Here is a 20255-nt window from a genome sequence, read left to right as displayed (position 1 = left end):
TAAACTGGTCCACTTTTGAATAGTTTCTACTAGAGGAGTTTTGTCCACTAGCAGACAAAACCTCCAGCATCCAGAGAGACAGGAAGTGATGTTACATCTATTTATCAGAGGGCCAAAGAGGAATCAACGGAGAACTCACAAGATAGGGGGAAAAGAAGATGATGAACTATTTACAAAGAATCGGGCGGTCATTGATGCTGCCGGTTGCCGTTCTGCCGGCAGCGGCGATCCTGATGGGGATCGGGTATTGGATCGATCCAACAGGCTGGGGAGCAGATAGTCCTGTTGCGGCTTTCTTGATCAAAGCCGGTGCCTCAATTATTGATAACATGGCCATTCTATTCGCTGTCGGCGTTGCCTTGGGGATGGCGAAAGCAAGGGATGGGTCCGCTGCCCTCAGTGGATTGGTCGCTTATTTAGTTATTACCACATTGCTTTCAAGCGGTTCAGTAGCGATGCTTCAAGGAGTGGAACCCGAAGCTGTCAATCCCGCCTTTGCTAAAATTGGAAATCAATTTGTCGGGATCCTTTCAGGACTTGTAGCAGCAAGCATGTATAACCGTTTCAGTCATGTGAAACTGCCGGATGCTCTCGCGTTCTTCAGCGGTAAACGACTTGTGCCGATCATGTCCGCTGTAGCGATGCTGGTTGTATCAGGTATCATGTTATTCGTTTGGCCTGTCATTTATACAGCACTTGTTTCATTCGGTAAAGAAATCAGTGCGTTAAGCTTCACGGGAGCAGGGTTGTATGGATTCTTCAACCGTTTACTGATCCCGACGGGTCTTCATCATGCCTTGAACTCGGTATTCTGGTTTGATGTTGCAGGAATCAACGATATCGGGAACTTCTGGTCAGGCAATGGTGAGAAGGGCGTTACCGGAATGTATCAGGCAGGGTTTTTCCCGGTCATGATGTTCGGACTTCCGGCCGCTGGACTTGCGATGTATCATGCAGCTAAACCAGCGAAGAAGAAGCAGGTTGCTTCCCTTATGCTTGCAGCCGGTTTTGCTTCCTTCTTTACTGGAGTGACAGAACCTCTTGAATTTGCATTTATGTTTGTAGCTCCTGCACTTTATTTAGCGCATGCTGTGTTAACCGGTTTATCACTTGCCATTGCGTCATTCTTCCAATGGACGGCAGGCTTCGGCTTCAGTGCAGGTTTCGTCGACTTTGTATTGAGCTCGAGACTTCCACTGGCAAATATGCCTTTTATGCTCCTTGTACAGGGGATTGTGTTCGCACTAATTTATTACTTCCTGTTCCGTTTCCTGATTGCCAAGTTCAATCTGATGACGCCTGGGCGTGAAGAAGATACGGAGGAGGGAGCGATTGCCGAACCTGTCTCTCAGAAAGATCGATTTGCGGCAATGGCAGCGGAGATTTATGCCGGTCTTGGCGGAGATATGAATGTAACATCCGTCGACAACTGCATTACCCGTCTTCGCGTCGAAGTAAAGAATATGGATGCAGTCGATCAACAAAGAATCAAAGCGACCGGAGTGCCGGGAATCAAAATCACAGGCTCAAACTCCATCCAGGTCGTAGTCGGTACATCCGTCCAATTCGTAGCGGATGAAGTTGAGAAGCTTCGCAATAAAAGTGCTTGAGAACTGACTTTATAAAGGTATTGATTTAATGAATGGCAGCTTAAAACGTCTATCAACAGCTGCAAAATTAAAATTAAGGGACGGACCAGACATTTGGTTCGTCCCTTTCTTATTATAAAAAGGCAGCAAATATCAGTTGGTTCAAGCTGTTGTTTGGAGTGGAAGACGAAGACTCCTGCGGGAAAAGCGTGTTAGGTTAGACCCCGCAGGAGCGAATGCGATGAGGAGGCTAACCAACCGCCCGCGGAAAGTGAAGTCTTCCACGGAAATCACCAGCGGTGTTAATAGTCCAACATGGCGCCGTACTATATTTAATATAATTAAAACTAATTAATAATGATGGGCACAACTGGCGTTCCTTTATTAATCTATAAAATCCCTTACAAACCAGCCCAAATGGTCTATACTTTTAATAAAGAGATTCTCAATAAAGAAGGTTTTACATATGACAGAGAAAAAAAGAAAAGAAGCCGACCTCTATCAGCCCGTTCAAAAACACTTCACAAAACTCGGTTACAAAGTCAATGGTGAAGTGAACGACTGCGACCTCACTGCGGTAAAGGGGGAAGAACTCATAATTGTTGAGTTGAAGCTCTCATTGACGGTCGATTTATTGATCCAGGCAGCAAAAAGGCAGCGTTTGACAGAGATGGTCTATATTGCGATCCCGAAGCCGAAACGAACCCGTTCGAAAAGGTGGAATGACATCTGTCACCTTGTGAAAAGGCTGGAATTGGGCTTGATCACGGTTTCCTTAACCAAAAGGCCAAAGGTTGAATTTGCAGCCCATCCCCAGCCATTTGACCGCAAGAAAGTCATGACATACAGCAAACGTAAAAGAACTGCCCTGATAAAAGAAATTGAAGGACGAAGCGCTGACTATAATACCGGCGGGAGCAATAAGACGAAAATCATGACGGCTTATAAAGAAAGCTGCATCCATATCGCTTGCTGCCTCGAGAATTATGGACCGTTGTCCCCAAAAGCATTAAAAGAAATCGGGACCGGAGATAAAACGCCTTCCATTTTACAAAAGAATTATTATAAATGGTTCGACCGAGTACAGAGAGGGGTCTACCAGCTAAATGAAAAAGGAAAAAAAGAGATGGCAGATTATCCTGAGCTGGTGACTTATTATGTAGAAAAGATGAAAGAGCGTCAAGAGTTGGAGTGATCACGATGGTTCATAATTCGATTTTGTAAAAGTGTGAGTAATCATCCAATTTCAGGATACCCTAATCATTATAACAATTTCGATGAGGTGGTTTCCTGTGCCTAATACGCTTGAAGCATTGTTTGATTATCTGAAAACACGTTTCGATGATGAACCGAAACCTCGTCCGCATATTGGTGAAGCCATGGGCTTCTGGTTATATTACACCGCCATTGCGGAAGAGATTCCAATCCTTGAAGCAGCGCTGAATACAACGACGGATAAAGACTTGGTTAAACTCTTGGAGGATACAAAAAAACTCGCTCTTCATCAAATGCAGGCCACAGAAGAGTTTATGTTGAAAGAAGGGATCCCTCTGCCAGACACCTCTGAAAAGAAACCGGTGTCCGATCCAAATAGTGTCCCTCTCGGGGTAAAAGCGACAGACTCTGAAATTGCCAACCTGATTTCAGCAAAAATAGCAACAAATATTGTCATGTGCGCAACCAATAATAGCCAAAGCGTACGAAGTGACATCGGCTTGATTTGGATGCGATTCCAATCGGAGAAATCTGTATTGGGAATGGAACTGAAAACGAAAATGAAGGAGCGCGGCTGGCTGAAAATCCCGCCTGCTTATCTTCCGCCGGGTGCCCCATCTAATTGATTCAGAAGCCTTTCTCTTTTAAGGAGGAAGGTTTTTTTATGGGATACTTAGTAAATCACTGCGATTCTTTTCTAATAGGTCCAACCTGACTTGTGTATCTCGAGCAAAGTCAGACAGGATCCTGGTGGAATTCAGCTCTGCTGCAACATGATCAAATAGTATATGGAAAACCGGGGATAAAGTAAGCAGTGGTACATCCCCGGATTATTTGTTTACAGAGCCTATTTTATCAGCGCCCTATTCTTCCTATGCTCCTTCCGCAGAACCGCAGTAGTACATAATCTCTTTTCTTCCTCCGTTTGCGGAATCACTTTCGGTACTGGCTTTGGCTTTCCGTATTCATCCACTGCCACCATGGTAAGGAATGATTCTGTCGTCAACGTCTTGATACCGGTCAAAAGGTTGGTAGAGTACACTTTCACATATACCTCCATTGAAGTCCTTCCCGTGGAAGTCACAATTGCTTCAAGGCTGAGCGCGTCTCCAACAGTAGCAGAAGACAGAAAGTCAACCGAATCGATCGAAGCCGTGACCACTACGGAACTGGAATGTTTCATGGCTGACAGCGCAGCGATTTCATCGATAAAGGCTAATACTTTTCCACCGAAGATTGTTTGCATGTGGTTCGTATCCGGCGGCAGTACCAATTTAGTCTGGATCGTGCGTGATCGTTCAACTGGATAAGCTTGTTCCATTTTCTTTTTCATCTCCTCATAAGTCTTGAAATTAAAAATGCATCTCCTTTATATAAAGAAGATGCAGCTATTCCAGAAGAACGATCATGATCGATTCATACCGAATGTAACGTTCCATATAGCGCAACACCCTCCTATCTCCCGTAGGAACTCTGTGTTCTTCCCGATTGGCAGGTCTCCTGGCTCAGCTTCAACGACTTCTTATCCCTTCCCGTCTCCTTCAGGAACAGTGGGCTTCATAAGAATTCTCAGCCTTACAGTGGCGGGACCGCGCTGGATTTTCACCAGCTTCCCTTTTAAGAAGAGAGTCAACCGACATCCTCTTCACCAATGAGCAATAATGAAATTGTGAACGCTATTATTCTACCATATTCAACGTCCCGGAACTCTACTATGTAAATAAAAAGGTAGTAACCTAATATTTTTCCATTTTTATGAAACCTTAAGAGATTATTATCCGTAGATAGTCATATAACCATTATAAAAGCAGAGAAAAAGATTTGCTGCTTTAAAACATAACAGGGGGTAGGTAAGTATGGGTTCATTGACTGCTATTGGGGTGATCATGTTCCTTATTCCTGTATTGATCGTAGCAGCGATTGCGGGGATCGCGTATTATTTCTGGATGAGATTCCGCTACCGCACGGCAAGATCGAATCAGGCTTTGATTATTACTGGTCCGAAACTCGGGGATCCAGAGAAAGAGACGAATATTTTCACCGACCAGGAAGGGCGTTCCATGAAAATCATCAGGGGTGGCGGCTATCGCCTGAGAAGATTCCAAACGTCAACGCCCGTTAATCTGACTTCCTTCCAATTGAAGCTGTCGACTCCGCGGGTCTACACGAACGGCGGGGTGCCGATCGTGGCAGATGCGGTAGCGATGGTCAAGGTGGCTGACACGTTAAACGGGATTGCCAATTATGCGGAGCAGTTCCTTGGTAAAGACCAAAAAGAGATTGAAGATGAAATCATTGAGGTATTAGGTAGTAATCTGCGCGCTATTTTATCAAAGATGACCGTAGAAGATATCAACAGCAACCGCGAGAAGTTTAATGCAGATGTATCGGAAATCGCCCAGAAGCAGCTTGATCTGATGGGCTTTAAAATCACTTCCCTTGGCTTGACGGATATCCGTGATGCCGATGAAGAGAATGGATACTTAAAGAACCTGGGACGTCCCCGCATCGCGGAAGTCCGCAAGCAGGCTGAAATCGCCGAGGCAAATACTGAACGCGAAACACGTATTCACCGTGCCCAGACAGACCAGGAAGCGAAAGAAGAAGAGTATAAGCGCCAAATTTCCATCGCCGAGTCCAAAAAGGAAAAGGACATCAAAGATGCAGCGTTCAAAGAAGAAACAGAGCGTGCACGGGCGAAATCGGAACAATCTTACGAATTGGAAAAAGCAAAGCTTTCCAAAGAAGTAAAAGAAGAAGAATTGACGCTTCAATTCCTTGAGCGCGAACGGGCAGTTAAGCTCGAGGCTGAAGAATCGAAAGTGCGTCAAACGAAAGCAGACGCGGAATATTATGAGACGACTCGTAAAGCTGAAGCAGAAGCGCGAAAAGCAGAAATCGACGGAGAAGCAAAAGCGAAGATCCGCCGTGAAGAAGGTTCTGCTGAAGCGGATGTCATCAGAGAGCGCGGTAAGGCAGAAGCAGAAGCCCGTAAACTGCTCGCCGAAGCAATGGAAAAACACGGAGACGTCATCATAACGGAAAAACTGATCGAAATGCTGCCTGTTTTTGCAGAAAAGATTGCACAGCCGTTAAACAATATCGATTCCGTGAAAATCATTGATTCCGGTAATGGGCAGGGTGTTCCTTCATTCGGTAAGAGCATAACAAGGACCATGCTGGATATGCAGGAACCGTTGAAGGAAATGACCGGGATCGATGTAGGTGAGTTGTTGCGGTCATATGCTGATAGGAAAACACACTATCAGCCTGTCATTTCCCAAACCGGTGAAAGGGAAAGTGCAGCAGGAAAAAACATGACTGAGTCTGACAGCAAAGATGATACAAATGAAGAAAATGAAAATCAGAAGTAAGCTAAGGAGTCACTCTTCAAATTTGAAGGGTGGCTCTTTTTTTAGCACTGAAGTTATGGGGTGTTTAATGTATCAATGTAACATCAACAATCTTATCAAATGTAAGCTGAACATTTGTTGAATTCCTTTTATATCAAAGACTGCGCAGCCGGTATTTTCCCAATGTGCTGAAATGAAAGTTTAATAGTTGAACATTCTGTTTAATGATTGTACAGTATATTTACAAGAGTATTACAAAACTTGTACAAAATTAAAAGGAGTGGAAAAGATGAAAAAGATTTTCTCGATTTTTGTTACTGCTATTTTAATGGTATCACTTGCTGGCGGTGCGTTTGCTGCTGAAAATGATGCAATGGTACGAATTGTACATGCTTCTCCTGATGCACCGGCTGTAGACGTTTATGTCGATGATAAAGCGGTTGTGGAAGGTGCCGAGTTCAAAGCTGCAACGGATTACATGAACTTGCCTGCCGGAGAACATAAGGTGGAAATTTATGCTGCCGGAACAATGGGAAGTGAAGAACCGGTCATCTCTCAAACCCTTACTGTTGAAGCGGGTATGGCTTATACAGTCGCAGCAGCTAATACTCTCGAAAATTTAGAGCTTGTGGTGGCACAGGACTCAATGGAAGTCACAGAAGGTATGACGAAAGTGCGTGTAGGACACCTTTCACCTGATGCACCAACTGTTGATGTCGGGCCAATCGGAGGAGATGCATTATTCTCTGGAGCTGAGTTTAAAGCAATCACAGATTACAAAGAGTTGAAGCCGGGCACGTATAAACTTGAAATCAGAACTCCTGAAGGTGACCAAGTATTGGACCTTTCCGGAACGATGTTAGAGGAAAATACTGTGTACAGCGTATTTGCCATTAATACAGCTGATCAATTGGAAGTACTTGTGCTGAAAGACTACACACTCATGCCGGGAAGCATGCCCGAAACAGGAATGGGAGGAACTGCTGAAGAATCAGCTTCTACGCTTCCTATCATTCTGGCATCTGCTGTATTCGGCGGAGCAGCTCTCCTATTTGCAGCTCGCCGGAAGATTGTGAAGTAATGAGGCTCCGTGTAATTGGAATTTTGTTGACGGCTCTTTTTGCAGGATGTTCTGCAGAAGAGCCTCAATTGGTTCAAAAAATGGAGAATTCATCAATGCCCGTTGTACAGCCTGTACAAAAAGTAGAACCTTCCAAAATAGATGAAAGTGGAGATTCAGTAAGGGAAGAAGAAACAGGTATCAATCCCTCTGTCCTTTCAATCCCTGCCCTTGACCTTGAAGCACCGGTTAAAGAATTCGGCCTCGATGACGAGGGGAATATGGAGCTTCCGAAAAATGGGGAGGATGTTGCGTGGTTTGAACTAGGTTCCAAGCCAGGTGAAGGGGGAAATGCGGTTCTTGCAGGACACGTGGATGACGAAAAAGCCCCGGCAGTCTTTTTTCAGTTGAAGGAACTGGAGATAGGCGATGAAATCTATCTTAGTGGAAAGAACGGAGAAAGGCTTACGTTTGTCGTAAGGGAAAAAGTTGCCTATCAAAAAGATGACGCACCCCTTCGGAAAATTTTCGGTCCGACCGATAAACGGATGTTGAATCTCATCACCTGTACAGGATATTTTGATAAAGATATACGTAATTATGTAGAAAGACTTGTCGTATACACAGAACTGACAGAGAACAGTGAATCTTAAAGGAGTTTTTGTTCCCAACTTGGAATGAAAGCTCTTTTTTGTTTGTCTGATTAACACAAGGCGGGCTGTAACTCTTTTGCTGATTGAAGCAGCGTATGAAGCCGAGGATGAGAAAGTATTAATAAACACAGGTCATATGTCCAATGTGTAATATTTCCAAAAAAATCCTTTAACACTGTGCGTCATTCCTTTACTATTAAGGTAGAGATTTTTCTGGAAAAAGACGCGCTGGGGGGTAACTATGAAACTGAAGATAATCCATACGAATGACTTGCACAGTCACTTTGAAGCATTTTCTCAAGCGGTATCGCTCATCAAAGAATATAAAGATGAGGATACGCTCGTCCTTGATGGGGGAGACTTTGCAGATTTTAAAAGCATTGAACTTCAGGGCACACGGGGCATGGCTGCAATTGAGCTCTTAGAATATGCCGGGTATGATGCATTGACTATCGGAAACAATGAAATGTTCAATGGGGTTGATACTCTCGAGCACATGGCATCGAACAGTTCTGTTCCATTCATCAGTAATAATCTCCTTAAAAGAGACAGCACCAAAATCGAGGGAGTATGTTCAAGCATCATCATTGAGAAAAAAGGTCTGCGCATCTTCATTACGGGTGCATCTCCGGATATGCAGGATTTCAGTGATGGTCTGGGTGTACATATGACCGACTTTAAAAAAGCAATCGAAGAGGAAGTCGCGAAATATGCAGGGAAATATGACCTTTGTATCCTTCTCAATCACCTCGGGACGTTTGTCGATGAAGTTCTCGTGGAGGAATTAGAATGTGTGGATATCATTTTATCTGCACATGATCATAAAATCTATCCGCAGGCAAAAGTGGTGAACAATACTGTCCTGAACAGTGCAGGCTGTTATGGGGAATATGTCGGTATGATAGAAATAGAAGTAAGTGATACGGGTGTGAAACTGCTGAATTCCCAAAATGCAGCCACGAAAGATGCTCCCCGGGACGGAGGAGTCCTGTCCATTTTAAGCAGAAATAAAGAAAAAGCGATTGAGGTGTTGAGCAAGCCGCTCTTCACGATCGATAAACCACTTTGGCACGATGCAATTGAGGAGAATCCTCTAACCAACTTAATCGCAGATGGTGTAAAAGATATGCTGAAATGTGATATCGGACTGATGAACAGCGGGATTGCAAATGCGGGAATCTTCGGATATGTATCGAATAAGAAATTGATTGAGGTTTGTCCTTCACCTTTGAATCCCACTTCATTCGAGATACAAGGGAAAGATCTGCGGGAGGCGTTTAAGCAATCGTTGGATGCTGGTGTATGCCTGAATGAGGGGAAGGGACCGGGATTCAGGGGAAGATTCGTCGGACGCCTGCATGTGTCTGGTGCTCAAATCGTTCATGATGGTAAAAAGGTCCGCGAAGTTTTCATTGCAGGCGAGCCTCTGAATGATGAAAAGTGGTATACAGTCGCATCTTCTGATTATCTGCAGCGCGGGTCCGGTTATCCGTCACTTGCCAACAATCGCAATGAAAGATATCTGGCTGAAGAAATCAAGGATGTTATCCGGATCTATGGAAACCGAAGCGAATTCCTTGAAATGGCTGGGGCAAGTCGTTGGAAAGAGAAGGTCGATGTAAATGTATAACACAAGAGTAAATACACTTCTCAAAAGAAAGGATGAACACAAATGGAAACTGGGATGATATTTGCTTTTTCCATTGCCGTCGGTTCACTGGGTGTAGCCCTCAGTGCCTTATCAATTGCAGGCAAACTTGAAAAAAGGGTAAAAGAATTAGAGAAAAAATAACGTGTTTACGAAAAGCGCTCAGAATTTCTGGGTGCTTTTCTTTTTATCAGTCAGTTCCCTTAAACTTACAGGTTTCTAGTGAAAAACTACGGGGTATCATTTTATAGAATACAAGTATAGTAGTGAAGGAGAAACCTATATGATAAAACGCATCGGCTTAACATTAAGCTGGCTTCTCATAATAACGGTTATCGTCCTTGTCGGTGCTGCAAATTATATATACAACGTGGCCATCAACCGCAATGATGAGGCAATCAGGCTTTACGGGTCTGATGAAGCGGTTAAAGCGGTTAGTGCGCTGGAAGAAGAACAGAAAAGATTGCAGGAACTAAGGAGCTGGACGGAGAAACAGGATTTCGAAGAGGTTGAGTTACAGAGTGATGATGGGTTGACCCTGAGTGCACGATATTTAAAAAATGATGCACCAAATGGGAAAACGGTCATTTTGGCTCATGGATATAAAGGTAATAACGAGCAATTGCCGGAAGTGACAAGATACTATTATCAAAAGGGATTTAATATTTTAAAGCCGGACGCCAGAGGGCACGGAAAAAGTGAAGGTGAATATATCGGCTACGGCTGGCACGATCGCAATGATTTACGAAAGTGGATTGATTATTTAGTAGAAGATGAGAAAGAGAAATTCATCTTTCTCCATGGCTTTTCAATGGGGGCATCTACTGTCTTGATGGCAAGCGGCGAGGAGCTTCCGAGAGAGGTGAGAGGAATTATTGCAGACAGCGGCTATACCTCGGTGAAAGAGGAAATGGTCCATCAATTAAAATATTTATATGATCTGCCTTCTTTTCCACTGATGGATGTCACAAGCCTGGTCACTGAATTACGGGCTGGATTCTCATTTGAGGAAGCATCAGCACTCAACCAAGTGAAGAAAAAAAGAAATAATTTACCCTTATTTATCATCCACGGTGACAAAGACGAACTCGTACCTTCAGAAATGGCTGCACGACTATATGAAAATGCATCCGGCATGAAAGAGTTATGGATCATTCCAGACGTTGGTCATACGGAAGGATTTTTAGAGGAGGAAGAAGAATATCGGCTAAGACTGACCGGATTTATTGAGGAAGCAATGCAGCAATAATATGAAGAAAAGAACAAGGAATTCACACATTCCTTGTTCTTTTTAAAGCGTTCTGTTTTTTGGTAGAAATTAAAATCGTAAAGTCGGATGAGAGTATAAAAATAACTTTAATACTATTGAAAAATTCAGATTATTATGTATAATTTCATACATTATAGTTTTTTCAAAAGGAGGAAAGATGGATGACAGTGAAAGAAAAAGAGCTGTTTGATGAATTGAAACAAGTGCTGAAACGTCATCAAGTAACAACAAATGAAACGGTTCTGGAACAGCATGGAAAGGATGAATCCTATCATCACCCATTTTCTCCTGATATTGTTGTGTTCCCTGAGAGTGCAGAGGAAGTAAGCAAGATTGTAAAATTGGCAAGTGCATATGACACTCCGATTATCCCGTTTGGCTTAGGGACAAGCCTTGAGGGACATGTGATTCCTTATGACAAAGGAATCAGCATTGATTTTTCCCAAATGAACAAGATCCTCGAAGTTAGGGAGAAGGATTTCCTGGTCAGAGTGCAGCCGGGAGTGACCCGGTCCCAGCTTAATAAGGAATTAAAGAAATACGGCTTATTTTTCTCGGTGGACCCTGGAGCAGACGCGACTTTAGGAGGAATGGCTGCCACGAATGCGAGCGGTACCACCTCCGTCAAATATGGTGTCATGCGAGATCAGGTCAGGGATTTGGAAGTCGTGCTTGCATCGGGGGAAATCATCCATACAGGCAGCCTTGCGCAAAAATCCTCATCAGGTTATAACCTGAACCATTTATTTGTAGGATCTGAAGGGACTCTTGGTTGTTTTACTGAATTGACATTGAGAGTATATGGAATCCCTGAACATATTTTGGCTGCAAGGGCATCCTTCCCGCATATTGATGAGGCGGTTGAAGCAGTTGTTTCCATTCTGCAGGCAGGGATACCCGTTGCGAGGGTGGAGCTGGTCGATGAGGCTTCGATGAGGCAGGTGAACATGTTCAGCGATACAGATTACATAGAAAAGCCTACCTTGTTTCTGGAGTTTCATGGAAACGAAGCAGGGCTGAAGCAGGATGTGGCATTCATGCAAGAAATCGTTTCAGACCATGGATGTGAGGAGGTTCATTTCGAGGAAGACCAGGCAGCCAGGAATAAGCTGTGGGATGCCCGGCATAATCTTGCGTATGCATTTGTCCACGGCAATCCTGGTAAAAAGATGATGGTAACCGATGTATGCGTTCCAATATCTGAATTATCCGGGGCTATCAAATCCGCCCGAGCTAAGATTGATGAGCTGAATCTTACTGGAGGCATCCTCGGCCATGTCGGTGATGGGAACTATCATGCTCTCGTGATGCTCGACCTAAACGATCCGGAAGAAGTCAAAAAAGCGGAGGCCTTCAATGAACAAATCGTCGAATATGCCCTTGAGAGAAACGGGACGTGTACCGGGGAGCATGGGGTAGGAGCAGGGAAAATGAAATATCAGCAAAGGGAACATGGAAGGGCACTGCAGGTCATGAAGAGCATAAAGTATGCCCTTGACCCATCGGGACTCTTGAATCCCAATAAACTGATCCATACCACGAAGGAGGATAGGGGATGAGATTACTAGAAACCATCAGTCATCTGGCAGGAAAGTATTTCGCCGTCTGGGTCATCCTTGTGGCCGCGGTCGCTTATTTTGTTCCTGCACCATTTTTACCATTGGGAAGCTTTATCACGATCCTTCTGGGTGTCGTCATGTTCGGAATGGGGCTGACGTTGAAACCGGTTGATTTCAAACTTGTTATTCAAAAACCGCTCCCTGTCATCACAGGGGTCCTTGCGCAATTCATCATCATGCCGCTCGTGGCATTTGCGATTGCCTATGTGATGGGTCTACCGAATGAGCTGGCGGCAGGCTTGGTGCTGCTGGGTTCCGTTCCAGGCGGGACAGCATCGAATGTCATGGTCTATTTGGCAAAAGGGAATTTGGCATTATCGGTTGCGATGACGTCGCTCTCCACACTGCTGGCACCAATTGCAACTCCGTTCATTTTATTGGTATTAGCCGGACAATGGCTACCGGTCGATCCGTACGCCATGTTCTTGTCGATCGTCCAGGTGATCATCATACCGATCACGCTCGGATTGGTTATCAAAAAGCTTTTTCCGGGAACCGTGGAGAAAAGTTTGAATGTCATCCCATTGATTTCGGTTGCAGCAATCATCATTATTGTATCAGCAGTCGTTTCTGCCAACGTTGGGAATATTGCCTCCTCAGGATTCATGGTTTTCTCAGCCGTGATGCTGCATAACATTCTTGGTCTGGCGCTGGGGTATGGTACAGGAGTCCTGATGAAATTGGATGAAAGCAAACGGCGTGCCATTTCGATTGAAGTGGGTATGCAGAATTCGGGACTTGGAGTCGCCCTTGCAACCGCCCATTTCGGTCCGCTCGCCGCTCTCCCAAGTGTCATAGCTGCAGTCTGGCACAACATCTCAGGACCGATCATTGCAACCTACTGGAGTAAAAAGACTGTAAAAGAGGATGAAATAGAAGTGATAGAAAAAGGTCAAGAGCCTCATGCGACTGTGAGATAAAACAAAACTAGAAAACTAGATGATTTAACTAATTTCTGGTCTTTTCCGCATTTATTCGTGTCAATGAGTGGACAATCTCCATTTACTATTATTAAGGGCTTATCCAAGCTACTTAAATGGTAAAGGAGAGATTTATATGTGTGGATCAAAAGGTTTTAACGATGCATGCTGTCCTTCTGGTCAGATTTTTCAGGAACAGCTTTGCGGGAACTTCTATGGCGGTACAGAAGGTGAAACTCAAATTGTTTGGCAGGCACCCCTAGGAGATTTTTTTGAAGGGACCTTTGAGATTTTCAACTCTGCAAGCAGTCCTGGCGATGCTACAGGAACTGTAAATCCAGGAGGGGTTACTGTAGGTCCGGTGCCTCCAGGATTTTCTATGGCCCAAACCGTTCTAAATCCAACTGACTTTACGATTACAGCTCCAGCCGGGGTAAATGGTAAATTCTGTATCACCCTTTATAAGCGCGTACTTGCGTAGTCTCATTACTTATTGAGTCGATACGTAAAGATAAAAGACCCGACAGGATGCAATTGAATCCTGTCGGGTCTTTTTCTATTCATATAAAGATAGATTTAGTTTCATAATTGATAGGATTTTCTCCGTGTTGGATGTGGGGAAACAGGAGGGTCATATTCCTCCTGCATAAAGGTATTGAAATCGTTTCAGTGAATTCTATGAGAGGTCAAATGGTGATGGATAATGGATGTTCAAGCAATACTCACCCTCGCAGGTGTTTGCCCCTGCACCGGCACAGATGATCTCCAAGGTATCGAAGCGCTGGACGGTAATCGATTGGCTGTTAGGATTGTCCCCAGGCTGGTCAGGTATGGTCAGTGTTCCAACTATTGCTCCAGCATCCCCGTTTAATCGCAAATTGACAGTCAGTATTGCTGCACATCCCCCTTCATAACTAACGGTTACCGTTCCTGCTACAGGAAAGGGTGCACCCATCTGACGGGAGCGCCACACAAATCGATCATCATTCAATTGGTTATTACAATCAAGTTCGAAGAAACCACAGAATTTATCAGATAATATCGGTCTGACTGCCGTGCCCCCGTTTTCGTCAGGACAACAGCCGCATTTTAAGGCCATAAAGAAAAACCCCCTTTTTCATATTTTATGAGCCTGTACACTTTGGGGTTCTCCATTTTGCCCACTCTTTAGAAAAATAGTATCCGAATTCTATCCAAACATTAATCTGGAAAAGCACCTTAATACTGTTCAGAACATCAAGTGAAGTACCATTCAGTATGCTTTTGGCAGAGGAAGAGAAGGGGGGGCGAGAATGCCATGAATTGAAAAAAGAGGTTGGGACACAACTAAAACTCTTTTGTCCCAGCATCTTTATTTGTATAAATAAATTCTGATCTGATCCTGCTTGTCTATGGTTGCGAGCAGAACGTCATGGACGGAAGCATTATAGGAAAGTCTCAGCTGGTTATTCAACCAGGATTCATCTTTTTTTAAATGATGTAATTCCCCATAATTGATCTTTCCTTCTTCAATAATCGGAATCGGCAGATCAAATGGTTTATGAGATGCAGTGAATTCCTTAAGTGTAACAGGCTGATGCTCGCTCTTTAGGAAAATGGAGATTTCCCCTCCTGGTTCCCATAGAGCCAGGGCTACTTTATGTACCTCTTCGGTTTGCTGTTTTCTTAATTCTGATAAAAGGCTGTCGAGAGGAATCCTGGCCTTTTTCAGGTTATGATAATTGATTTTTCCGTTTTCAATCAGCGGAATGGGAGAGGGATCTAACATTTTTTTTATAAAAGTAAACTTCAATGTGATGAACACGCCGATAAGATATAACGAGACTAATGTACTCATGGTAATCATCGACCCTTTTAGTCCCAGTCCTTCATCAGATAATGGGTGAGCCATGATATTTCCTAGAAGTAAGGCCATGACAAAATCAAGGAACCTTAATTGAGAGATGGATCGCTGTCCCATCATTTTAGCGATGATCACTAAAAAGAAAAAACCTGTTACAGCTCTCAGAACCCATTGGACAGCAGTTAAAGACTCCTGGCTAGCGAAAAAATCCAAATCAACCCCACCCTCAGTAATTCAAGCTTTGTTGATAAACTACGATATAGTCTATCCATAAAAAAGAAAATAATGAGTTCATTCAAGGAGTATAAAAAAAGATGCCCCAATAGGCATCTCTCATCATTAATTCGCTTGATGCAGACTTCTTTGTACTTCAGCTTCAGATTTACGATTTACAAGATAGCCGATCAATAATACGGCAACAGTGAGTCCAATCGTAATCGCATAGGTTACAGGGCCATGATGAATATCAAGAAGTTCAAGGAATTGATGATCTCGGACAATCATTTCACCGGCAGTAAATGCAAGGATACCTGCCCCTAAGTATGCAATCCAGCGATGCTTCTCAAGAATCTTCACAATCGCTTTTGAACCGAAAATCATGATCGGAATGGATATGAATACACCCAGTGCGATCATCCCGATATTTCCATGTGCAGCACCTGCAACAGCTACCACATTATCAAGACTCATGACAGCATCAGCAAGGACGATGGTTGTAATTGCCTGTTTCATTCCTGAATGTGACTTGATATTGGCTTCGCCTTCTTCCTCTACCAGTACTTTATAAGCAATCCATAGAAGAAGGATTCCTCCGATCAGATGTACATAAGGAATTTTTAATAGATAGACAATGATAGCCGCAAAGAAGATACGTAAAATGACAGCACCTGCTGTTCCCCAGAAGATTGCTTTATTTTGAAGCTCTTTCGGTAGTCCTCTTGTAGCCATTGCAATGACAATCGCGTTATCACCGGACAAGATTATATCGATCGCAATAATTTTTAATAGAGCAATGATGGCACCTGAAGAAATCGCAAGTCCGAGCGGAAATAGAAATTCCATAATGGTTCCTCCTCGTTTCTAGTAAACACCTAATGAAAACACAACTTTTTTATTTTAACATAAAAAAAGAATTCGAGAAGAGAGTTTAAAGGCAAGGGATGGCGCACCTGAAATTTGGTGGCTGAAAGAATCAAGCTGACCAAGAAAATCAGGCGTTTTAAATATACTGCAAGTGGTAAATTAAAAAAGAAGCATTTAATATTTATTAGGAGGCATCTTCAGTTTTGGGTAATCTATTAATAGTAGGAGCCGTCCTGTTTATTCTCGTTAACTTGATCTATTTCTTTAAAAATAAAGAATTCAAATATAGTTACTTCAGTACGAAAATGTTTTATAAATTATTCTTTGTGCTGATGGGGATTACGGTGGCATTTGCAGTCCTTTATTATGGTTTGGGAATGAGCGAGACCGTGTTGCGATACAGCGTACCGGACGGCAAGCCCGTCCCGCACGATTTCTCGAACTATCTATACTTCAGCGGGGTAACCATTTTATCAGTCGGATATGGAGACTTTCTTCCGGTAGGCAATCTTCGCTTCTTTGCACTAATCGAAGCAGCCATCGGACTTCTTCTTCCATCCGCCTACTTCATGAGAATGCTGAACTCAAAAGGCGACAATTAATCGAAGGCCCGTCCCGCGCTTAACGCAGCGCGGGACGGGCCTTCAAATGTGTTGAATATTTGTCACTTGTGATGTGAAGGGGAGATACATACAATAAAGAAAGACAATACTTGATGAAAGAGGGGGAGGCAGACTGGATGAAAAGGGTTCAGAAAGTAGTTTTTATCACACTTGGATTTGTTTTTATGGGAATCGGCATCATCGGTATCGTGCTTCCGCTCATCCCCACTACACCCCTATTATTATTGGCCTCCTACTTCTTTGTAAAAGGGTCTAAACGATTTGAAGTTTGGTTCAAAGGGACAGGTGTATATAAGAAACATCTAGAAGGATTTGTACAGAATCGTTCGATGACGCTACGCCAGAAGATCATACTGATGATATTTTCAGATGTTATGATTCTGATTCCGCTTTTTATGACGGATAAAATCATCGTTAAAGTGATTCTGACCTCGATTATTGTATATAAGTATTATTACTTTATTTTTAAGATTAAGACGGTGAAGGTTCGGAGTTACTGATGCAGGGTGATTAATAGTATGAATAGTTACAAACGCAGCTGATAATTCTTTTCAATATGTAAAAAAACCCGCCCTGTAAGAGAGGGAGGGTTTCATTTATTGTTAGATAGTCTATAACAGGCTATCTATATTTATGTGCGGGCAGCACAGCTGAGTCCGATTTCGCCACTTGAAACTAGCAATCATTATCATGCGTCCCCTTACAAAGAATCTTAAATGACACATATGCTAATACTGCTGCTAGAATTAATTCAGGTATTATGACGTACCACAACATAAAATCGGAGAGTATTTCAGCAGCTTCAGGCTGTCTCGCAATCCCTTCAAGTCCGCGCGCACCGGCCCATCCAAGCCCCAATCCAATTCCTCCAAAACCTAATAGGGCAATAGCCGCGCCAATACAACAATAAAACCACTTAGAGAATTCAGGCATGTTTCCACCTCCTTCGTACCTATAGAGTTACTATATTCAGTACAAAGAAAATGGTATAGGTGAATGATTCTATTATCTGGCATTTGTGTTTGAACGGAAGTAGTTTATAAAAAAGAAGAATTCAATGGGAAAGAATGATCCATATAGATAAAAAAATATGTAAAAAAACATACCGCAATGGCAATAAGAGCCAATTGGTATGTTTTTTTATTATGGCAAACCCTATAAACTGCCGGAAAGTCACCACAAATTCGGCTTCACGACCATAAACCAGAGCATGGCGAGCAGAAGGATGAGGTATGTCCAAATGGTTCGCTTCAGTTTTGCTATCAAAGGTTCACGATCCTCTTTGTCATCATCAAGTTTTTTGAGCGTCGGTGAAAAAGCCCGGGCCAGAAAGAATAGAGAGCAAAACATAATGAAGAGGGTCATGAGGATCCACGGGGTGCTCCATGTCCACGGCCCCAATACGACCAACAGGACGCCTGAACCCACCAGCACATGTCCTGCGTGTTTGGATAATCGCACAGTAAAACGGAATGTATCCAAATACGGAGTCACTTCTGCTCCAGAAGCTGCTCGCAGCTTCTTGATCATCGGAAATAATATAAAAAACGGACCGATGGAAGCCACTACACTCAGTACATGCAAATAAATAATGAAACGATAGAATAAATCCATTTGCGTGCCCTATTCGTTTACAGCACTGAATTCATGCACCCATACTCTCATCTTTGGATGCCAAGGCATTCCCGGGTGGTAAGACAAAATGGTTTCCTTGTATTCTTCCACCGTTTGAAAGCCTTCCTGACGCGCATGCTCATCGGTCAATTCACCAAGAGATTGGGAATATACGTTATCCACTATGTACTTTTTCCCCTTTAATTCCATGATTTCACCGACATCTGCATAACGTCCGTTTCTGCGGGTTGCCGTCTTTTTCCCTTGAAGCACCAGTTCAACGTCTTCCTCTTTCGTTACGAGGCGGTCGATGGTACATGTTTTAGGCGGTAATTCTTGTTTATTCATAGTCAATCACTCCTTTCGCTATATACTATAGCACAAGTTTTCCCATCTATCTCAATATCGTGAAAATCTCCATACGAATCATTTTTTACAAAAATTTGGCGATTCACCGTAGTAAAGAAGTAAAAGGGGTGATATGATGAAATGAAATCAAATGCAGGAAACATGACTGCAGAAATCCAGAGAAAAGGTCTTGAGTGCATTGAAAAAGTGGCAGACATACTTAGTGTTGGTATTCATCATGATGGTTTGGGGGTTCAATGTCCCTGCTTTGAAAACGTTGGTAACAGCATTCACCCCCGTAACGATTACGTCTCTGCGAATCTTTACGGCAGGGATCACGGTATTTATCATTCTTGGAATCATGAAAAAAATACGGATTCCTACAAGGCGCGAGAGTCTCTTTATCATAAGCGGCGGACTGCTGAATGTAGTGAGCCATCACTATTTTCTCTCCGTGGGGTTAACACAGACAACTTCCACCAATGGTGGACTCATACTCGGAACAGGACCGTTGTTGACGGCACTGCTGGCTTCCATTCTTCTTAGGAACCGGCCGACTGTCATCAAGGTAATTGGGTTCATCCTTGGCGGAATCGGGGTTTCCATCATTGTTTTATCAGGAGGGGAAGGATTAGGCAATTTGAATAGCGGCGATTTGATGGTGTTCATTTCCATCTTTTCACAAGCGCTGAGCTTCATTATCATCAGCCGTGCAGCCAAAACGCTGGATCCCCGTTTATTAACTGGATATATGCTTGTATTTGGTTCGGTGATTTTGTTCATTATCGGCATGGTGAAAGAGCCCGGCGGACTATCAAATCTAGGCCATGCGTCCGCTGGGATCTGGGTGCTGTTTTTTGCTTCAGCAATGCTTGCGACCGCTCTCGGACATATGCTGTATAATCATTCGATCGGTCAGCTCGGTGCAGCCGAAACCTCTATCTTTCTTAATCTCAACACGTTCTTCTCGTTAATAGGCGCGGCATTATTCTTAGGAGAGAAAATCACTTCTTATCATTTATTAGGACTGCTGTTCATCATCCTGGGAGTCATTTGCGGTGCAGGAACCCTGGAAGAACTCATTCTAAAAAGAAAAAAGCAAAGATTCTATACTAAACAACAGAAGCACCATATGTAATAAAAAGTCTATCCACGGTATTAAAGTGGATAGGCTTTTTTTATTAGTTTTAATAAAAACTATGTTAAAGAATAATATTGATCTTTAGTGGTTCTAGCTGTTGATTGGAGTGCAAGACGAAGACTCCTGCGGGAAATGTAGCTTATGTGAGACTTGTCCAGCTACAGGGCTTAGAGGCGGGTGGCATAAGTCAAACCGACCAAGAAGGCAAAGAACGCCTTCGTGGCCGATTCGCCTTATGCCACCCGCCTCTGAGCAAAGCCCCTCCGCTTTTCTTCC

Annotated in this window: 21 protein-coding genes and 1 riboswitch; of the genes, 14 read left to right on the top strand and 7 right to left on the bottom strand. The window is 43.4% G+C overall.

Features of this window, described 5'->3' with window-relative positions; translation table 11 throughout:
* The first annotated feature begins 158 nt into the window (after window positions 1–158).
* The 3 genes from nagE to AAEO50_RS18820 all read left to right on the top strand — a co-directional run bounded on the left by nagE (window position 159) and on the right by AAEO50_RS18820 (window position 3430).
* A complete protein-coding gene (nagE, locus tag AAEO50_RS18830) occupies window positions 159–1610 on the top strand; it encodes an N-acetylglucosamine-specific PTS transporter subunit IIBC (RefSeq protein ID WP_341985888.1) in 1452 nt (483 codons plus the stop codon).
* Window positions 1611–2055: 445 nt separating this feature from the next.
* Window positions 2056–2784 (top strand): DUF2161 domain-containing phosphodiesterase, encoded by a 729-nt coding sequence (locus tag AAEO50_RS18825; protein ID WP_341985886.1) that lies wholly within the window; start codon window positions 2056–2058, stop codon window positions 2782–2784.
* A 97-nt stretch (window positions 2785–2881) separates the two neighbouring features.
* Window positions 2882–3430, top strand: a complete 549-nt coding sequence (locus AAEO50_RS18820) for a DUF3231 family protein (RefSeq protein WP_341985885.1) — start codon at window positions 2882–2884, stop codon at window positions 3428–3430.
* Window positions 3431–3651: 221 nt separating this feature from the next.
* Here the strand turns inward: AAEO50_RS18820 and AAEO50_RS18815 are convergent, their stop codons facing one another.
* Window positions 3652–4125: an acyl-CoA thioesterase gene (locus AAEO50_RS18815; protein ID WP_341985894.1), complete on the bottom strand. Its 474-nt coding sequence runs from the start codon at window positions 4123–4125 to the stop codon at window positions 3652–3654.
* 152 nt (window positions 4126–4277) lie between these two features.
* Window positions 4278–4472, bottom strand: a riboswitch (cobalamin riboswitch).
* Window positions 4473–4660: 188 nt separating this feature from the next.
* On the opposite strand from AAEO50_RS18815, the gene AAEO50_RS18810 reads away from it, so the two are divergent.
* From AAEO50_RS18810 to AAEO50_RS18775, 8 genes are all read left to right on the top strand, one after another.
* Window positions 4661–6178, top strand: coding sequence for a flotillin family protein (locus tag AAEO50_RS18810; RefSeq protein ID WP_425383230.1), 1518 nt, complete (start codon window positions 4661–4663; stop codon window positions 6176–6178).
* Between the two features lie 268 nt (window positions 6179–6446).
* Window positions 6447–7238, top strand: a complete 792-nt coding sequence (locus AAEO50_RS18805; RefSeq protein WP_341985883.1) for a DUF4397 domain-containing protein — start codon at window positions 6447–6449, stop codon at window positions 7236–7238.
* 80 nt (window positions 7239–7318) lie between these two features.
* Window positions 7319–7870, top strand: a complete 552-nt coding sequence (locus AAEO50_RS18800; RefSeq protein ID WP_341985881.1) for a class F sortase — start codon at window positions 7319–7321, stop codon at window positions 7868–7870.
* Between the two features lie 241 nt (window positions 7871–8111).
* The gene (locus tag AAEO50_RS18795; protein ID WP_341985880.1) at window positions 8112–9500 is read left to right on the top strand and encodes a bifunctional metallophosphatase/5'-nucleotidase; all 1389 of its coding nucleotides are present in this window, start codon (window positions 8112–8114) and stop codon (window positions 9498–9500) included.
* Between the two features lie 301 nt (window positions 9501–9801).
* On the top strand, window positions 9802–10767 hold the full coding sequence (locus tag AAEO50_RS18790) for an alpha/beta hydrolase (protein WP_341985879.1): 966 nt from the start codon (window positions 9802–9804) through the stop codon (window positions 10765–10767).
* A gap of 182 nt (window positions 10768–10949) precedes the next feature.
* Window positions 10950–12347 carry an FAD-binding oxidoreductase gene (locus AAEO50_RS18785; protein WP_341985878.1) on the top strand — a complete coding sequence of 466 codons (1398 nt, stop codon included), beginning with the start codon at window positions 10950–10952 and terminating at the stop codon, window positions 12345–12347.
* The gene (locus AAEO50_RS18780) at window positions 12344–13327 is read left to right on the top strand and encodes a bile acid:sodium symporter family protein (protein ID WP_341985877.1); all 984 of its coding nucleotides are present in this window, start codon (window positions 12344–12346) and stop codon (window positions 13325–13327) included. Before AAEO50_RS18785 ends, AAEO50_RS18780 begins: the two co-directional genes overlap by 4 nt.
* A 136-nt stretch (window positions 13328–13463) precedes the next feature.
* Complete coding sequence (locus AAEO50_RS18775) at window positions 13464–13808, top strand: S-Ena type endospore appendage (protein ID WP_341985876.1); 345 nt, start codon at window positions 13464–13466, stop codon at window positions 13806–13808.
* 195 nt (window positions 13809–14003) lie between these two features.
* On the opposite strand, the gene AAEO50_RS18770 is transcribed toward AAEO50_RS18775, so the two are convergent.
* The 3 genes from AAEO50_RS18770 to AAEO50_RS18760 form a co-directional block, all read right to left on the bottom strand.
* Complete coding sequence (locus tag AAEO50_RS18770) at window positions 14004–14426, bottom strand: DUF3992 domain-containing protein (RefSeq protein ID WP_341985875.1); 423 nt, start codon at window positions 14424–14426, stop codon at window positions 14004–14006.
* Between the two features lie 252 nt (window positions 14427–14678).
* Window positions 14679–15383, bottom strand: a complete 705-nt coding sequence (locus AAEO50_RS18765) for a DUF421 domain-containing protein (protein ID WP_341985874.1) — start codon at window positions 15381–15383, stop codon at window positions 14679–14681.
* Between the two features lie 126 nt (window positions 15384–15509).
* Window positions 15510–16232: a TerC family protein gene (locus AAEO50_RS18760; protein ID WP_341985873.1), complete on the bottom strand. Its 723-nt coding sequence runs from the start codon at window positions 16230–16232 to the stop codon at window positions 15510–15512.
* 224 nt (window positions 16233–16456) lie between these two features.
* Here AAEO50_RS18760 and AAEO50_RS18755 point away from each other — a divergent pair, with 224 nt between their 5' ends.
* Window positions 16457–16855, top strand: a complete 399-nt coding sequence (locus tag AAEO50_RS18755) for an ion channel (protein ID WP_341985872.1) — start codon at window positions 16457–16459, stop codon at window positions 16853–16855.
* Window positions 16856–16992: 137 nt separating this feature from the next.
* Window positions 16993–17376: a YbaN family protein gene (locus AAEO50_RS18750; protein ID WP_341985870.1), complete on the top strand. Its 384-nt coding sequence runs from the start codon at window positions 16993–16995 to the stop codon at window positions 17374–17376.
* A gap of 175 nt (window positions 17377–17551) precedes the next feature.
* Here the strand turns inward: AAEO50_RS18750 and AAEO50_RS18745 are convergent, their stop codons facing one another.
* From AAEO50_RS18745 to AAEO50_RS18735, 3 genes are all read right to left on the bottom strand, one after another.
* Entirely contained in the window at window positions 17552–17809 is a 258-nt protein-coding gene (locus tag AAEO50_RS18745; protein ID WP_341985869.1) for a F0F1 ATP synthase subunit C, read from the bottom strand.
* A gap of 240 nt (window positions 17810–18049) precedes the next feature.
* Window positions 18050–18490: a hypothetical protein gene (locus AAEO50_RS18740; RefSeq protein WP_341985868.1), complete on the bottom strand. Its 441-nt coding sequence runs from the start codon at window positions 18488–18490 to the stop codon at window positions 18050–18052.
* Window positions 18491–18499: 9 nt separating this feature from the next.
* Window positions 18500–18838, bottom strand: a complete 339-nt coding sequence (locus AAEO50_RS18735; protein ID WP_341985867.1) for an ASCH domain-containing protein — start codon at window positions 18836–18838, stop codon at window positions 18500–18502.
* Window positions 18839–19028: 190 nt separating this feature from the next.
* Here AAEO50_RS18735 and AAEO50_RS18730 point away from each other — a divergent pair, with 190 nt between their 5' ends.
* The gene (locus AAEO50_RS18730; protein WP_341985866.1) at window positions 19029–19976 is read left to right on the top strand and encodes a DMT family transporter; all 948 of its coding nucleotides are present in this window, start codon (window positions 19029–19031) and stop codon (window positions 19974–19976) included.
* Window positions 19977–20255 lie beyond the last annotated feature (279 nt).

The sequence above is a fragment of the Rossellomorea oryzaecorticis genome (assembly GCF_038405515.1).
Lineage (GTDB): Bacteria > Bacillota > Bacilli > Bacillales > Bacillaceae_B > Rossellomorea > Rossellomorea oryzaecorticis_A.
The sequence above is the reverse complement of the archived record's forward strand: the minus strand, read 5'-3'. Positions and strand labels throughout refer to the sequence as shown.

Coding starts and splice junctions, on each gene's coding strand:
- AAEO50_RS18795 (WP_341985880.1), top strand. CDS start 8,112: ATGAAACTGAAGATAATCCATACGAATGACTTGCACAGTCACTTTGAA.
- AAEO50_RS18785 (WP_341985878.1), top strand. CDS start 10,950: ATGACAGTGAAAGAAAAAGAGCTGTTTGATGAATTGAAACAAGTGCTG.
- AAEO50_RS18810 (WP_425383230.1), top strand. CDS start 4,661: ATGGGTTCATTGACTGCTATTGGGGTGATCATGTTCCTTATTCCTGTA.
- AAEO50_RS18790 (WP_341985879.1), top strand. CDS start 9,802: ATGATAAAACGCATCGGCTTAACATTAAGCTGGCTTCTCATAATAACG.
- AAEO50_RS18760 (WP_341985873.1), bottom strand. CDS start 16,232: ATGGAATTTCTATTTCCGCTCGGACTTGCGATTTCTTCAGGTGCCATC.
- AAEO50_RS18745 (WP_341985869.1), bottom strand. CDS start 17,809: ATGCCTGAATTCTCTAAGTGGTTTTATTGTTGTATTGGCGCGGCTATT.
- AAEO50_RS18770 (WP_341985875.1), bottom strand. CDS start 14,426: ATGGCCTTAAAATGCGGCTGTTGTCCTGACGAAAACGGGGGCACGGCA.
- AAEO50_RS18750 (WP_341985870.1), top strand. CDS start 16,993: ATGAAAAGGGTTCAGAAAGTAGTTTTTATCACACTTGGATTTGTTTTT.
- AAEO50_RS18775 (WP_341985876.1), top strand. CDS start 13,464: ATGTGTGGATCAAAAGGTTTTAACGATGCATGCTGTCCTTCTGGTCAG.
- nagE (WP_341985888.1), top strand. CDS start 159: ATGATGAACTATTTACAAAGAATCGGGCGGTCATTGATGCTGCCGGTT.
- AAEO50_RS18815 (WP_341985894.1), bottom strand. CDS start 4,125: ATGGAACAAGCTTATCCAGTTGAACGATCACGCACGATCCAGACTAAA.
- AAEO50_RS18735 (WP_341985867.1), bottom strand. CDS start 18,838: ATGAATAAACAAGAATTACCGCCTAAAACATGTACCATCGACCGCCTC.
- AAEO50_RS18800 (WP_341985881.1), top strand. CDS start 7,319: ATGGAGAATTCATCAATGCCCGTTGTACAGCCTGTACAAAAAGTAGAA.
- AAEO50_RS18825 (WP_341985886.1), top strand. CDS start 2,056: ATGACAGAGAAAAAAAGAAAAGAAGCCGACCTCTATCAGCCCGTTCAA.
- AAEO50_RS18805 (WP_341985883.1), top strand. CDS start 6,447: ATGAAAAAGATTTTCTCGATTTTTGTTACTGCTATTTTAATGGTATCA.
- AAEO50_RS18740 (WP_341985868.1), bottom strand. CDS start 18,490: ATGGATTTATTCTATCGTTTCATTATTTATTTGCATGTACTGAGTGTA.
- AAEO50_RS18780 (WP_341985877.1), top strand. CDS start 12,344: ATGAGATTACTAGAAACCATCAGTCATCTGGCAGGAAAGTATTTCGCC.